This window comes from uncultured Methanofollis sp., assembly GCF_937919355.1.
Taxonomy (GTDB): domain Archaea; phylum Halobacteriota; class Methanomicrobia; order Methanomicrobiales; family Methanofollaceae; genus Methanofollis.
The window spans coordinates 1-13,744 of record NZ_CALFSA010000003.1 but is presented as its reverse complement, the minus strand read 5'-3'; the positions used below and the strand labels follow the sequence as shown (position 1 = coordinate 13,744).

At 59.8% G+C, this 13,744-nt stretch carries 16 protein-coding genes; 11 read left to right on the top strand and 5 right to left on the bottom strand.

Annotation, left to right across the window (positions count from 1 at the left end; translation table 11 throughout):
- The 5 genes from Q0520_RS00170 to Q0520_RS00150 all read left to right on the top strand — a co-directional run.
- Nucleotides 1–230, top strand: a 230-nt coding sequence (locus Q0520_RS00170; protein WP_298665079.1) for a response regulator transcription factor, incomplete at its 5' end; no start/stop codon positions are given.
- The gene (locus tag Q0520_RS00165) at nt 230–832 is read left to right on the top strand and encodes a chemotaxis protein CheX (RefSeq protein WP_298665076.1); all 603 of its coding nucleotides are present in this window, start codon (nt 230–232) and stop codon (nt 830–832) included. The genes Q0520_RS00170 and Q0520_RS00165, both read left to right, overlap by 1 nt.
- 4 nt (nt 833–836) lie before the next feature.
- Nucleotides 837–1,577, top strand: coding sequence for a PAS domain-containing protein (locus tag Q0520_RS00160; RefSeq protein ID WP_298665072.1), 741 nt, complete (start codon nt 837–839; stop codon nt 1,575–1,577).
- Nucleotides 1,574–2,158: a hypothetical protein gene (locus tag Q0520_RS00155; RefSeq protein WP_298665070.1), complete on the top strand. Its 585-nt coding sequence runs from the start codon at nt 1,574–1,576 to the stop codon at nt 2,156–2,158. The genes Q0520_RS00160 and Q0520_RS00155 overlap by 4 nt, the downstream gene beginning before the upstream one ends.
- A gap of 301 nt (nt 2,159–2,459) precedes the next feature.
- Complete coding sequence (locus Q0520_RS00150; protein WP_298665067.1) at nt 2,460–3,368, top strand: metallophosphoesterase; 909 nt, start codon at nt 2,460–2,462, stop codon at nt 3,366–3,368.
- A gap of 30 nt (nt 3,369–3,398) precedes the next feature.
- Here Q0520_RS00150 and Q0520_RS00145 read toward each other — a convergent pair whose 3' ends face one another.
- Both Q0520_RS00145 and Q0520_RS00140 read right to left on the bottom strand, forming a co-directional pair.
- Nucleotides 3,399–4,022 (bottom strand): hypothetical protein, encoded by a 624-nt coding sequence (locus Q0520_RS00145; protein WP_298665064.1) that lies wholly within the window; start codon nt 4,020–4,022, stop codon nt 3,399–3,401.
- Nucleotides 4,023–4,123: 101 nt separating this feature from the next.
- Complete coding sequence (locus Q0520_RS00140; RefSeq protein ID WP_298665061.1) at nt 4,124–5,341, bottom strand: FprA family A-type flavoprotein; 1,218 nt, start codon at nt 5,339–5,341, stop codon at nt 4,124–4,126.
- A gap of 88 nt (nt 5,342–5,429) precedes the next feature.
- On the opposite strand from Q0520_RS00140, the gene Q0520_RS00135 reads away from it, so the two are divergent.
- Nucleotides 5,430–6,182 (top strand): V4R domain-containing protein, encoded by a 753-nt coding sequence (locus Q0520_RS00135; RefSeq protein ID WP_298665059.1) that lies wholly within the window; start codon nt 5,430–5,432, stop codon nt 6,180–6,182.
- 109 nt (nt 6,183–6,291) lie between these two features.
- On the opposite strand, the gene Q0520_RS00130 is transcribed toward Q0520_RS00135, so the two are convergent.
- Both Q0520_RS00130 and Q0520_RS00125 read right to left on the bottom strand, forming a co-directional pair.
- The gene (locus tag Q0520_RS00130) at nt 6,292–7,416 is read right to left on the bottom strand and encodes a CPBP family intramembrane glutamic endopeptidase (RefSeq protein WP_298665056.1); all 1,125 of its coding nucleotides are present in this window, start codon (nt 7,414–7,416) and stop codon (nt 6,292–6,294) included.
- 107 nt (nt 7,417–7,523) lie between these two features.
- Nucleotides 7,524–8,366 (bottom strand): deoxyribonuclease IV, encoded by an 843-nt coding sequence (locus tag Q0520_RS00125; protein WP_298665054.1) that lies wholly within the window; start codon nt 8,364–8,366, stop codon nt 7,524–7,526.
- A 98-nt stretch (nt 8,367–8,464) separates the two neighbouring features.
- Between Q0520_RS00125 and Q0520_RS00120 the strand changes: the two genes are divergently transcribed.
- From Q0520_RS00120 to Q0520_RS00100, 5 genes are all read left to right on the top strand, one after another.
- The gene (locus Q0520_RS00120) at nt 8,465–9,625 is read left to right on the top strand and encodes an ABC transporter permease (RefSeq protein ID WP_298665051.1); all 1,161 of its coding nucleotides are present in this window, start codon (nt 8,465–8,467) and stop codon (nt 9,623–9,625) included.
- The gene (locus Q0520_RS00115; protein WP_298665049.1) at nt 9,618–10,295 is read left to right on the top strand and encodes an ABC transporter ATP-binding protein; all 678 of its coding nucleotides are present in this window, start codon (nt 9,618–9,620) and stop codon (nt 10,293–10,295) included. Before Q0520_RS00120 ends, Q0520_RS00115 begins: the two co-directional genes overlap by 8 nt.
- Nucleotides 10,292–11,491: an ABC transporter permease gene (locus tag Q0520_RS00110; RefSeq protein WP_298665046.1), complete on the top strand. Its 1,200-nt coding sequence runs from the start codon at nt 10,292–10,294 to the stop codon at nt 11,489–11,491. Before Q0520_RS00115 ends, Q0520_RS00110 begins: the two co-directional genes overlap by 4 nt.
- Before the next feature lie 5 nt (nt 11,492–11,496).
- Nucleotides 11,497–12,702, top strand: coding sequence for an FtsX-like permease family protein (locus Q0520_RS00105; RefSeq protein WP_298665043.1), 1,206 nt, complete (start codon nt 11,497–11,499; stop codon nt 12,700–12,702).
- 264 nt (nt 12,703–12,966) lie between these two features.
- Nucleotides 12,967–13,170, top strand: coding sequence for a hypothetical protein (locus Q0520_RS00100; RefSeq protein ID WP_298665040.1), 204 nt, complete (start codon nt 12,967–12,969; stop codon nt 13,168–13,170).
- An 83-nt stretch (nt 13,171–13,253) separates the two neighbouring features.
- Here the strand turns inward: Q0520_RS00100 and Q0520_RS00095 are convergent.
- Nucleotides 13,254–13,744: hypothetical protein (locus Q0520_RS00095; RefSeq protein ID WP_298665037.1), on the bottom strand; the 491-nt coding region annotated here is incomplete at its 5' end.

The following is a 13,744-nucleotide window of genomic DNA, read 5'->3' as shown; positions in this document are numbered from 1 at the left end:
ACCTGATCATCCTCGACCTCCTGATGCCGGAAATGGACGGTTTCGAGATGATGAAGCAGATACACGAACGCGGCTTCACGGCCCCGATCATCATCCTGACCGCAGATATCCAGGACTCCACGAAGGAGAAGTGCTATGAGATGGGCGTGGCGACGTGCATCAACAAACCCGTGAAAAAAGACGAGCTTCTGGCAGCGATCAGGGAGATACTCGACCGGAGCGGGATCTGATGACCATCGACCCTGACGATCTCGACGCCATCAAGGAACTCGTGAATATCGGTGTCGGGAGGGCGGCAGCAATGCTCAACGAGATCACCTGCTCCCATATCACTCTCCAGGTGCCGACCCTCCACGTGATCGGCCTCGACGAACTCGACCGTGTTGAGGGGCTCTCCGGCCCGCAACGTGCCGCAACAGTAAAGATCGACTTCAGGGGGTTTTTCACCGGCACGACCGCCCTGATCTTCCCCCCCGGGAGCGCCGCAGCGCTGGTGACGGCGATCACCGGCGAGGAGGAGGACCTCCCGGAACTTGATGCACTCAGGACGGAGACGCTGATGGAGGTCGGGAACATCTTTATCAACGGGGTCATGGGATCGATCGGGAACGTCCTCGGCCAGCAGATCACCTACACGCCCCCGACCTATGTCGAGGACACGATCACAAATATCGCCCGGACGACACGCTTCGACCCCGACGAGAGGGTCCTTCTCGCCAACACCAGGTTCTTTGTAGAAGAGATCAACGTCGAAGGCGTCATCGCAATGATCCTGGAGATAGGGTCTCTGGACGTTCTTCTCGACAGGATCGCTGCTGTCAGGGGAGATTGATCGAATGGCAACGCGTGGGTCTGCCGGCGCATGGCAGGGTATGGACTTCCTGCCGGTCGGCATATGCATCATCGATCCAGAGTTCAGGGTCTGTTACTGGAATGCCTGCCTGGAGGAGTGGACCGGCATTCCCGCGGCTGATATACAGGGAGAGGAGATCACTGTCCGCTTCCCGTCCCTGAAAAGGTCGGTCATCACCGAACGGATCAACCATGTCCTGCAGGGTGGCGCACCGATTGTCTTCTCCTCCCAGATCCACCACTACCTCATCCCCTCATGTCTTCCTGACGGGAAAATGCGTATCCAGCACACTACTCTGGTTCCGGTCGCCGGTGAAGAAGAGGGAATATACAATGCCATGATCATCTGCGAGGACGTGAGCACGCTGACCCGCGAGGTTGTGGCGTATAGGGCAGCGAAAAACGATCTCACAAATGAACTTGAAGAGCGTATAAAAGCGGAAAAAGAACTGAAAGCCACTCAGGAAGCCCTCCTTGCATATCTTATCGAAAGTGCCTCCCGGGTCGTGCACCCGGCAGAGACTGTAAGGGCAGACCTGGAGGGGATCATCAGCGACCTCGATGCAGGGGACTGGCGGCCTGAGGAGATCAGGATGCAACTCCAGGTAGAGATTGGAATGATCAGGGCGATCGAAGAGAACCTGGCAGAACTCATCAGGGCGACTGCAGGAGGACGTCAGGATATCCCGGAGTCCTTCAGGAAGTTCCTGCTGAATAAAGGATGACGCTCATGAGCATCTCACTGTCAGGTCTCGAAGACGGGGTGGTCTATCTGGCCCTGTCCAGCCCGAAAGTCCTCAGGGACGCAAACATCGCCATAGTCGAAGAGGTCGTGAGGCAGGGGTTCAGGGCGGTCGTCATCACCGTCAGCCAGCCCTCCAAGATACTCGTGCAGGCCTATACGCGCCACGGCATCGATATATCCAGAGTCTCTTTTATCGACGTAATCACAAAGTACGCACTCGGGACTGAGCCGTCACCCCTCGAAAACACGACCTTCGTCAACAACCCGCGTGACCTGACCAGCCTCAGTATCGCAATGACCGAGATGCTCAGGACGTACCCGGAAGAACGTACGTGTTATCTGATCGACTCGGTGACCACGATGCTCATCCACCTCTCCTCCGAGGACGTTTCGAAGTTCATTCACTTTGCATCGGCGAAACTCGGCATCATGGAAATACCCCTCATCTTCCTCGCCGCCGAGAACAGCCTCAGCCCTGTTCTCCTCGACCACCTCCTCACATTCTCCGGCGAGGTGATCACGATCGAGTCCCCGGTCGTCCCGCAGGCCAAAACCCCGTAGTCTGGACCTTTTTATCCCAGGGACACGGGAAATGGATGAGTCTGCAATAGAGTATCTTTATTGACTGCCCGGCGAACCGATCAGCCCCGCGCTCCGGGAAAAGAGTGCACATGTACAGGGAGATGTACCCGTATACAAAGCCTCCGACGAGGAAAAAACAGACAATAAAAAACAACAGATAGAAAAAATTGTTTAGAACAGGTCCATCGGCAATCATTCCTTCCAAAGGCCCCTGTCACGATCGTCCGGCATGCCACCACACAATCCCCTATATATGCGCCGGGTCCAAGATCGGAAGTACATGGGGATAGGACGACTTCACCTGAAAAACCCCAGATATGCTTTCATCGCTATCGCTCTCCTCGTCTGCACGCCCATGACCCTCGGGTATATGGCCATTGAAGGGGGGAGTTCCTCTGTTACCACACTCACTTTCGACGGCGCCCCTGAAGGCGTCGTCTTCATCGCCGACCCCCACCTGAAGGCCGAGACCATCGACCATACCAGAGAGATGATCCGGGAGATCAATGCCCTCCATCCCTCGGTCGTGCTCATCGGGGGGGACTTCGTCTATGACGAGGACCCCGACCTCTCCCTGCAACAGGTCTGGCAGGAGATCGACGCTCCTGTCTATGCCGTCCTCGGCAACCATGACTACAGGTCAGGGATAGACGCCTTCAGTGGACTGCAGAGGGTCGCAGCGGTCGGGGGGACCACCAGGACGGTGACAGACTACGACCTGAGTGCTCTCAGGGATGGAACCGCCGACAGCGCATTCGCCGACACAGTTGAGGCAGAACTCGAAAAGAACGGTGTCACGGTGCTGAGAAACGAATATGTCACCCTCGATATCAACGGCACCCCTCTCCGGATCGTCGGAGTGGACGACGGATGGGCCGGGATGGCCGACCCCCCCATGGTGCCGGGGAACAGCGACGCCTTCACAGTCTACATGATCCACGAACCCGAGTGCCGGGCAGACTGGGACGCCGACATTATCCTTGCCGGCCACACCCACGGTGGGCAGGTCATGCTCCCGGGCATCAAGGACCTGAATGACCGCGGCATCATCGAACTCTCCGGTCTCTTCCAGAAGGGAGGGGCGCCGGTGTACATCAGCCGGGGCGTCGGCACCTCCAACCTCAGGACAGACCTGCGGTTCAATGCCCCCCCCGAGATCGTCCTGATCAGTCCGACCACGACTCTCTGAAAGACGCGGGATACCCCGCACCGGACGCCTCTATACCTTTTTTTCCGGGGCAGGATTCATGAACAACAATGCTATCTCCTCCTTCGTCAGTCTCCGCAGGTAGAAGTTACCGACTGCAGCGATGATGACGGCCCCGAAGAGGTCGAAGATCAGGTCTGTCATCGTGTCGTCGAGACCGTGCTGGAGGTTTGTTCCGAGGAAGGTGTCGAAGAGGTATTCATAGATCTCCCAGAAGGCGCCGAGGGCCATCGTGAAGATGACGATGAAGAAGATGATCATCGGCCTTGTGAGGTGCAGGCCAGAGTAGCGGTCGACGAGGAGGACGAGGACAAAGCCCAGGACCGAGATGGTGATCGAGGAGACAAAATGCGCGATCTTGTCGTAGTACGGGGAAAAGAGGACATAATAATCGCTGACATGACCGGCGACATGGAGGAAGAGAGAGAGGGCGATGAGGAGGTTCACCTCCCAGGGGAGAGAGATGTCGAACCTCCTTTTGACCAGGTACGGGACAGTGGTGAGAAAAAAGGCGAATGAACCTACGATGCCCAGGAAATAATCGCCCTTGACAAAGCTGTATCCCACCTGGAGGAGGATAAGTCCCTGTACGGCGTAGGCAAGGAGGATCCCGGAAAAGTTCAGCCGGCGCCCCATGGGATGATGGCCGTATGGATGCAGACCATATAAGTCTACGTGGAAAAGAGGGAGGGGATATTCCCGCCCTGAAGTGAGGTGCGTGCAGGATTTTCCGGCATTCACATCTTTTTTACCCGTTCAGCAAGGGCAAGGCCGGCCCGGTAGCATGCATCGCACTCACTGACGTCGGGCTTGAAGTAGACTTCGATGCCTCCATCGATCACATCGATGCCAGCCTTCTTCATGTCGCCGGTGATCTGCTCAACCGCCCCGCCATGGCCACCGTGCGAGCCAAAGGCAAAGCCGACCTTCTTCTGCGTCAGGCGGCCGGGCCTGAGGCCGCGGAGGTACGAGAGGAACCCGGCGACTGTCGGGAGCACCTCATCTTCAAGGGTCGGTGAACCGACAAGGATGGCCTTCGAGTCGAGCATCTCGGCGACGATGTCAGAGCGGTGGCAGCCTTCATACCTCCCGTCCTTGAGGAGGCAGACCTTCACTTCGAGGCCGCCGTCCATCGCACCGTCGGCAAGGGCCTTCGCCATCATGTCGGTCGAACCATGCATGGTGTCATAGACGATCGTCACCTTGTCCTTCGAGACGCCTTTTGACCACTCAACATAGGAGGTGACAATATCGGCGGCATTGGAACGCCAGATGATCCCGTGCGAGGGAGCGATCATCCTGATCCCGATGCCGAGGTCGCCGACCTCTCCAAGTTTCTTCAGCACCTTCGGAGCGAGGGGGATGATCAGGTTTGCGAAGAACTTCTTCGCATGGGCGAGAGCGATGTCCTTTCCCAGTTCGTCGTCGAAACGTTTGGAGGAGGCGACGTGCTGGCCGAAGGCGTCGTTCGGGAAGAGGATCTTCTCTTCGGCGAGGTAGGTGAACATCGAGTCTGGCCAGTGGAGCATCGGCGCTTCCAGGAAGACCAGGGTCTTTTTGCCGAGGTCGAGTTTCTCGCCTGTCTTCACCACCTTCAGGTTCCAGTCCTTCGTGTCGTAGTGACGGGCAAAGCCCTTCACGGCGACTTCGGTGCAGTAGATCGGGACGCCGGGGAGCATCTTCGCGATCTTCGGCAGGCCGCCTGAGTGGTCCACCTCAATGTGGTTTGCAATGACCACGTCGATCTTTTTCGGGTCTATGACCGAGGCCACACGCCCGAGCACCTGGTCCTCAAAGCCAGGGTAACAGGTGTCGATGAGGGCGGTCTTCTCCTCGCCAACGACGAGGTAGGCATTGTAGGTCGTCCCGGGCAGGGTGTAGCCGTGGTAGTCCCGGAGGTTCCAGTCGATGGCGCCGACCCAGTAGACGCCCTGCGCAAGTTCTGTCGCTTTCATCTCTTCTCACCTTTTGTTCGTAATGTTACTAACATTCTATGGTATACGAACAAAAGATATATGATTCTTCCGATCTCATCTCTGAGAGATGGGCACGACAGGGAGAGGAGGACAGATCGAACTCTTCGCAAGCAGGGGGAGAGTCCACGCGGTCAAAAGTCCGGTCAGGGTGGCGATCCTGGAGATGCTCTCAGGCGGGGAGATGCCCTTCGACGCAATCGTGGAGATGACAGGGAGGGCGAAGTCCACGGTCTCCGTCCACCTCAGGGATATGGTGGAAGAGGGGATCCTGGGGGAGAGGCCTGACCCTGCAGACGCACGACGGAAGATCTTCTTCATCGCCGCCGACCGCCTCGGCGCCCTCTCTGCCGCCGACCAGATCCCCGCTGAACTGGCGCGTTATGCCGCCGAGTACCAGGAGACAGAGGGTGACCCCTTCGGCTTCTACCGCCTGATGTTCCGGACCCTCAGGACGATGCTCATGCAGACCGGCGTCAACCTCGACCCCGTCCTCTTCGAGGCCGGGAGAAAGGTTGGTGAGGCGGTGGCACCAGCCCTCGTTGCCCCGGACACAGGAGAGTTTCTCGGCAAGGTCGCCCGCTTCTGGGAAGAGCACCGCCTTGGCAGGGTCGAGGCCGGGCCCGCAGCGCCCTTCGAGATCTTCGTCTACGACTGCTTCGAGTGCGCCGACCTCCCGAAGATCGGGAGACCCGCCTGTTCCTTCGACACCGGTATCCTCACCGCCATCTTCTCCGCACAGTTCGGGAGGGAGATGGAGGTCACAGAGACACATTGTTATGCCGCGGGCGACCCCTACTGCCGGTTCGTGATCAGGGAATAAAGGATCATACATTTTTGATGTTCGATTACCAGAGGAGTTTAGATACCTCTCCGGCCCTCGATTCGCCCCAGAGATCCAAAAAAGAAATGGGTCTTCCAGTAGATCGGACTTATCCGATCCCGAGAATGATCAGGGAGAAGAGGATGAAGTCATAGGTGGCATGAGTGATGGCGCAGACGGTCGTGTTCGTCCTGACCCTGAGGTACGCAAAGACAAGGCCCGCAAGGAGGACTGAGAGCAGACCGTCCCACGCATACTGGTACGCATGCAGGGCCGCGAAGACGAGGACCGAGATCGCAATGCCAAAGCGCGGCTGGAGGACACCGCGGATCGCAATTTCTTCCCCCACGCCTGCGACGACCGCCGCAACGAGGGCAGCAACCGGGGTGAGGTACGAGGCGAAGAGCGCCTCCGTATAGTCGGCATCGGTGACGTACCAGCCGAAATATTCCCAGACCGCCATGATCGCATTGTCCACGACCGAGAAGACAAGTACGAGAGCCGCACCGACGCCGAGGGCAAAGGCGACCGAGCGGAGAGTCGGCATCACGACGCCAAGGCGCTCCAGGGTTTCAGGAAGAGACCTCTTCACAAAGAGGCCGACAGCAATGAATGAGCCGAATATGGTCCAGAAGAGACCGTATGCGTCTGACTTCGCCGCATCTGCAGGGGTCATCGACGCAATGGCGAACTCGGGGTTTGCCATCAGATCGACGAGTGGGGGGTGGCCGATGACCAGGAGGGGGACGGGCGGGATGATCATGAGGGCGGTGATCATCACCAGGGCCACGGTGTGGACGAAGTTGTCGGGGTCGATCGGGATATACCGCGCAAGAAAGAGGCGGACCCGTCGCGAAAAGCCGAGCAGACAGACCCCGACCGTAATCAGGCAGAGGAGCATCCCCTCCAGAGTGGCAAGGATCATCTCGACCGGCGGTTCTTCGACCTCGATCATGGACATCCAGGGCGCCAGGCAGAAAAACCAGGAGAATAGCGCAAGAACCAGTACGAAGACGACTGCAAGGGCCGCGACGACGGGGCGCATGCGGGGGCGGTCGAGAGAGAGGAAGGCAAGGAGGGCGATCAGAAAGATCGGTGCCGCTTCTGCCCCTGTCGAGAAGAAGAGGCCGATGTCGCCCTGCGGGTCGCCGGAGAGGCCGACGACAATGGCAAGCGCTCCGGCAAGGAGGGCAAGCACGATCAGAACCGGGTGGAAGGTTGACCTGTCCATCATGATATCAGAAGAGTACTGTACGCCCGTGGATCATAAATATCCGACATCTGCCCAATTTCCCGCCCATTACGCCACCTGACCTCAAAAAAACCGGGGCAGGATCCTCCTTATCCCCGGGCGAGTTCCCCGACCTTCTTGATGTTCCCGGCATCGTCCCGCCGCTCGTCCACCGGGGTCTCGCAGATGAGAGGGAGGCGGCGGACCGCCGGGACCGCGAAGAAAGCCTGGAAACCCTCCTCCCCGATCGCCCCGAGGCCGATGTGCTCGTGGCGGTCGAGGTGAGAACCAAGACCACCCTTGCAGTCGTTGCAGTGGACGACGCGCAGGCGGTCGATCCCGATTGCGTCGTCGAAGGCGTCGAGGGTCGCACCGACTGCCGTCCCGTCCCGCAGGTCATAGCCCGCGGCAAAGGCGTGGCATGTGTCAAAGCAGACGGCGGTCCTCTCTTCCGGGAGAACGTCGAGGATCATCCTGATCTCCTCGAAGGTCCCGCCGAGACTGTTCTTTGTCCCCGCGGTGTTTTCCAGGAGGAGGACGGCATCACCACCCGCTTCATCGAAGGCGTGGAAGACGCCGTCGATGAGGCGCCGACGCCCCCCCTCGATCCCGGTGCCGAGGTGGCTGCCGAGATGCATCACCAGGAAGGGGACACCAAGGAGGTCGCAGCGCCTGAGTTCAGCGGCAAGGGTCTGGACAGACTTCTGGTACACCTCCTCCTTCGGCGAGGCGAGGTTCGGCAGGTACGGCATGTGGACGACGGCAGGGCCTATCCCCGCGGCGTCGAGACGGGAGCGGAAGTCGCCTGCCTCGCCGTCGGTGAGAGGCTTAAACCTCCAGCCCCGCGGGTTCCGGGAGAAGATCTGGAATGTGGTGCACCCCCGTTCCCCGGCCCGCCCGACGGCATCGGCAAGGGACCCGGCGATGGAGACATGGCAACCGACGCGTAGCATGGAGATGCGTGGGGCATAAGGGGAGATGAGGGTGACGATCCGGAGAGGCGCCGACCGGCACATTTATTGCCGCACCGCTCAGGGGGGAGGGTGTCGGTATGATCTTTTTTGAGTTCGCCAGGCGAAACGTACGCCTCCACTGGCTCCGGTCCCTCCTTGCGGTGATCGGGATCGTCATCGGCGTCGCCGCCATCGCCTCGATGGGCATCCTCGGTAACAGTCTGGTGCTCTCAATCTCCGAGACCCTCACCGACGTCGGCGACACCATCGTTATCACGCCCCATACCGGCGGCGGGAACGGGCCTCCGGGCGCCTCCTCGAAGGGGATCTCGGACAGGCAGGTGACTGAGATCCAGCGCACCGTCGGGTCGAATATCGTGGTCCCCCTGTACGTCGGCGGGGACCGGGTTGTCATTGGCGGCGAGGTTGGGGCCGCATCCATCTACGGGATGCGGCAGGAGGACGTCCCCGAACTTCTCGACCTCGAAGATGGTGTCTACCTGCGGGGTCCGACAACGGCGCTGGCCGGCGCAAAAATCGCCGAAGAATACGACCTCAGGGTCGGGAGCCGCGTCAGGGTCGGCGACGAGGAGGCAAGGCTCAGGACATCCGGGATCATGAAGGAGCGGGGAGTCGGTTTCGACATCAACCCGGACTACGCCCTCGTCGTCTCAGACGTCTTTTACCAGGACTTCTACGGTGCCGACGAGTGGGACCAGGTGATCGTCAAGGTGCGCAACCTCGACGATATCGACACCGTCAAAGCCGCCATCGAGGACCAGTTCAACAGGAGGGAAGAGGTGGTGAATGTCCTCGATACAAAGGCGGTCCTGGAAACACTCATCGAGACCTTCAACAGGATCTCGACATTCACCACGGCCATCGGCGGCATCTCCCTCGTCGTCGCCGGGGTCTCCATCTTCAACGTCATGATGATGTCGGTGACGGAAAGGACAAAGGAGATCGGGGTGATCAGGTCCATCGGCGCCCTCCAGAAAGAGGTCCTCCTGATGTTCCTCTATGAATCCCTCATCCTTGGCCTCACCGGGAGTGCCATCGGCGGTCTCATGAGTTTTTTCGGCGGTTACCTCGCGGTCAGTGTCATGCTCCAGGACACCTCCTACCTTTTTGTCCCCTCAAGCCTTGTCTACATCCTGTACGGTATGGGCTTCGGTATCGGCACGAGCATTCTCTCCGGCCTCTACCCCGCGTGGAAGGCCTCCCATGTCAACCCGATCGAGGCGTTGCGACATGAATGAAGAAGGACCTATCATCAGATTCACGGGCGTGACCAAGGTCTATCCCCTGCCGGCAGGCGATGTCGTCGCCCTCGACCACGTCTCCCTCGACGTGATGCCCGGCGAGTTCCTGGCGATCATGGGCCCCTCGGGGTCAGGGAAGTCCACCCTCTTGAACCTCATGGGCTGCCTGGACACACCGACGTCAGGGACACTCTTCATCAAGGGAAAGGACGTCGGCACACTCTCCGACGACGAACTCACCCGTCTCCGCCGGGACCATATCGGCTTCATCTTCCAGCAGTTCAACCTCATACCCCTCCTGAACGTCATCGAGAACGTGGAGTTCCCCCGCATCCTGAAGGAGCGGGAAGGGGGGTGCACCGAACGCTGCCTGGAAGTCCTCGCCGCCGTCGGCCTCGAAGAGGAACTCTTCTCCCACACACCTGCCGAACTCTCGGGCGGGCAGCAACAGAGGGTGGCGATCGCCCGCGCCCTCATCAACGACCCCGAGATCCTCCTCGCCGACGAACCGACAGGCAATCTGGACACAAAGACCGGGACCGGGATCATGGAACTTCTGGACGAAATGAATCGACGGGGCAGGACGGTCATCATGGTCACACACGACCAGAACGTCGCCGCGTACGCACGGCGACGGATCACCATCGTCGACGGCAGAATCGCATGATATTCCTCACATTCGCCGTGCGGAACCTGCGGCGCCACAAGGTGCGGTCTATCCTCGCCACCCTCGGGATCGTCATCGGCGTCTTTGCGATTGCGTCCCTCGGCGTCATGGGGAACTCCATCAACCTCCTTGCCACCGCCCTTATCTCAGATGTGGGAGACACAATCGTGATCACCCCACACACCGCCATTGGCGGCGCCGGGTTCGCCGGCGACCCCAGGACCGTCGTCGAAGCCACAATCCCGGACGCCGACGTCGAGCGCATCGAGAAGGCGGCGGCGGGGCACAGGGTGATCCCGGTTCTCCAGGGGGCCGGAGAGATCACGGTCGGGAACGAGGGGGGGTACGCGCAGGTCATCGGGCTTGCAACCGAGGACATCCCCTACCTCCTCGACCTCGAAGAGGGGAACAACCTGCGGACAGGGTCGAGGGGCGCCCTTATCGGCACCTACCTGGCCCGGGAGTATGACCTGCGGGCCGGGAGCAGGATCCGCCTCGGCGACGAGCAGACGATCATCTCCGGCGTGATCGCAGAGAGGGGGTTTGCCTTCGACATCAACCCCGACTATGCCATCGTCATCGTGGAGGAGAGGTTCCGGGACCTCTTCCCGGAGGCAGAGGGCTACGACTATGTGGTGATCAGGGTCACCGACCCCGCAGAGATCGACGGCGTCAAGGAGGAGGTGGACGGTCTCCTCAACAGGCGCGACGACGTTGTCGACATCACCGACTCACGGGAGGCACTGCGGCAGGTGAACGAGATCTATGCCGCAATGACACGGTTCCTCCTTGCGATCGGGGGGGTTTCCCTCGTCATCGCAACAGTCTCGATCCTGAATGTCATGATCATCTCGGTCACCGAACGGACACGGGAGATCGGGGTAATGCGGAGCATCGGGGCGCTCCGCCGCGAGATACTCCTGATGTTCCTGTACGAGGCCCTCATCCTCGGTATCGCCGGGAGTCTCATCGGCGGGGTCTTTAGTTTTGTCGGCGGGTACTTCATCAGCATCGCCGCCGTGCAGGTGCTCACCGCCGGCACCACCTTCGCCGAAGGGGTGACAGTCTTCGACCCTCTCTCGGTCGCCTACATCCTCTTCGCCATGGTCTTCGGGACGGTGACAAGCGTGGCCTCCGGCCTCTACCCGGCCTGGCAGGCGTCGAGGATGAAACCGATCGAGGCCATACGGGGGTGAAAGAGGTGCGGACGGCGCAGCGGATCTTTCTCGTCTTTGCGGTGCGGAACCTGAGAAGGCACTGGGTGCGGTCGGGACTTGCGGCCCTCGGGATCATCATCGGCGTCCTTGCCATCGCATCCCTCGGCATCCTGGGCAACAACCTGATCATCCTCTTCTCGGGCCTGGTCGCTGATGTCTCAGACACCGTCGTCGTCACACCCCACCTAGCGGCCGCAAGCGGCGACCCCTTCGACCCCAGGTCGGCCCTCGCCACCGGGATCACCGAGAGGGACGCCGACAGGATCGCGCATGCCGTCGGAGCGAACCCGTCCATCCCACTTATTCAGACCGCTGAGGCGCTCAAAAAAGGGAGGGAGAGTGGATATATACCGGTGATCGTCCTCCATGCCAGCGACATGCCCCTCCTTCTCAGTGTCGCAGAGGGGTCGTTCCCGCCGGGGTCGGGCAGAGGGGTGCTCATCGGTGCGCGCCTTGCGCATGAACTCGATATCAGGGCAGGGAGCAGGATCTCACTCGCCGGCGAGGATGTCAGGGTTGTCGGTGTCCTGGAGGAGCGAGGACTTGCGATCGATATCAACCCGGACTATGCCGTCGTCGTCACCCATGACTGGTACACCGACCTTCACGGCGCGGAGGACTACGACAGGGTGGTGATCAAGGTCGCCGACCTCGAGGAGATCCCGGCGGTCAAGGCGGCGGTAAAGGACCAGATGAACAGGCGCAAAGAGGTGGTGGACGTCCAGGACTCCAGGGAGATCCTGGAAATGTATTACCAGACCTACGACGCCATCTCGATCTTCCTCCTCGGGATCGGGGGTGTCGCCCTCCTCGTCTCCAGTGTCTCGATCCTGAACGTGATGATCATCTCAGTGACCCAGAGGACACAGGAAATAGGGGTGATGCGGAGTATTGGGGCGCTCCGCCGCGAGATACTCCTGATGTTCCTGTACGAGGCCCTTATCCTCGGTATTGCCGGGAGTCTCATCGGCGGGGTTCTCTCGGTCGTCGCCGGGTATGCGATCACTGCATCAGTGGCGGAGACCATCTTTGCCGGATATGGTACTGCACCGACATCTCTCGATGCTGCGGGAATGCGAGAGATCCTCACCGGCATCGGCTTCGGGATCGGGACAAGCCTGCTTGCAGGTGTTTATCCGGCCTGGAAAGCGGCGCATCTCGACCCGATCGAGGCGCTCAGGTATGAGTGAGGGGAGGGGCACCTATATATATGAGGATACGGATCGTCGATCGCCTGGGGACACATGACCGTACGTGATCAGGGCGGACTTGCTCTCCGTGCACCGCGCTTTCACCGCCGGCAGAGCGACCATCAGTCAATGGAAGTCATCATGCTGCTCCTCGAAGAGCGGGATAATGGCATGGGGACACCGGAGAAATATGGGAGAGAAGACAGGACATACGAGGGAAAAAGAAAATATTTATAAACAGTGTGCCAGGATAATAGGTTGAGCATGACAGCAGAGGTTGGAGCAGCCGGGTGGCTGCACGAAATCCTGCAGGGGAAACCGGACACCGGCGACGTCTCCAGACTGCTCACCGTATCCGACCATGAGGTCCGTGATGCGATCCAGCGCCTCGGGAAGGCCGAGAAGATGGAGGCCCTGGAGATCCTGAAACGGTTGAAACTCGCCGAATATATCATGAAAGAGTATTAACCCCCCTGCAATTCTTTTCTCCCTGCCACATACTGGTCAGAGAGGGTCTTTCGACGAGATATCCCTCCGACACTTTCCCGCTTTCATCCCGAAGAGTCAGCAGGAACGTATGAGAAGGTCATATTCCCCGAATACCCACCAGACCCTCCAAGAACCCTGAGAGAGAAAGAAACTGGCAGAGAGGCCCGCACCGGCAGGACACCGGGGAGGGGGACCTGCCGGGAGGGGCCGTAACTAACCTCATCGCCGTCACCGAGCGCTGCACTGTAGATGACATTCCAGGTGCCATCGGCGCGCTTTCCCAGTCCCATGTCGTCCTGCATCACAAGAACCGTACAGGGCACATTCCCGATGTTCCGCACTGTGGGCAGATCCGCGGTCCCGAAATTGGTGTCTCCCCCTATCCTGACAGTGGTGTTGAGGCTGGTACTGCCATAGGGAACGGCAGAGAAGTCGAACTCGCAGCAGGCGACCGACAGGTAGGTATAGTGACAGGTTACCACCTCTGCGGTGTCTCCCGCAACATCTACCTGATACTCGCCCGGCATCTGCCAGTACGGAAGATCAGCGTCCC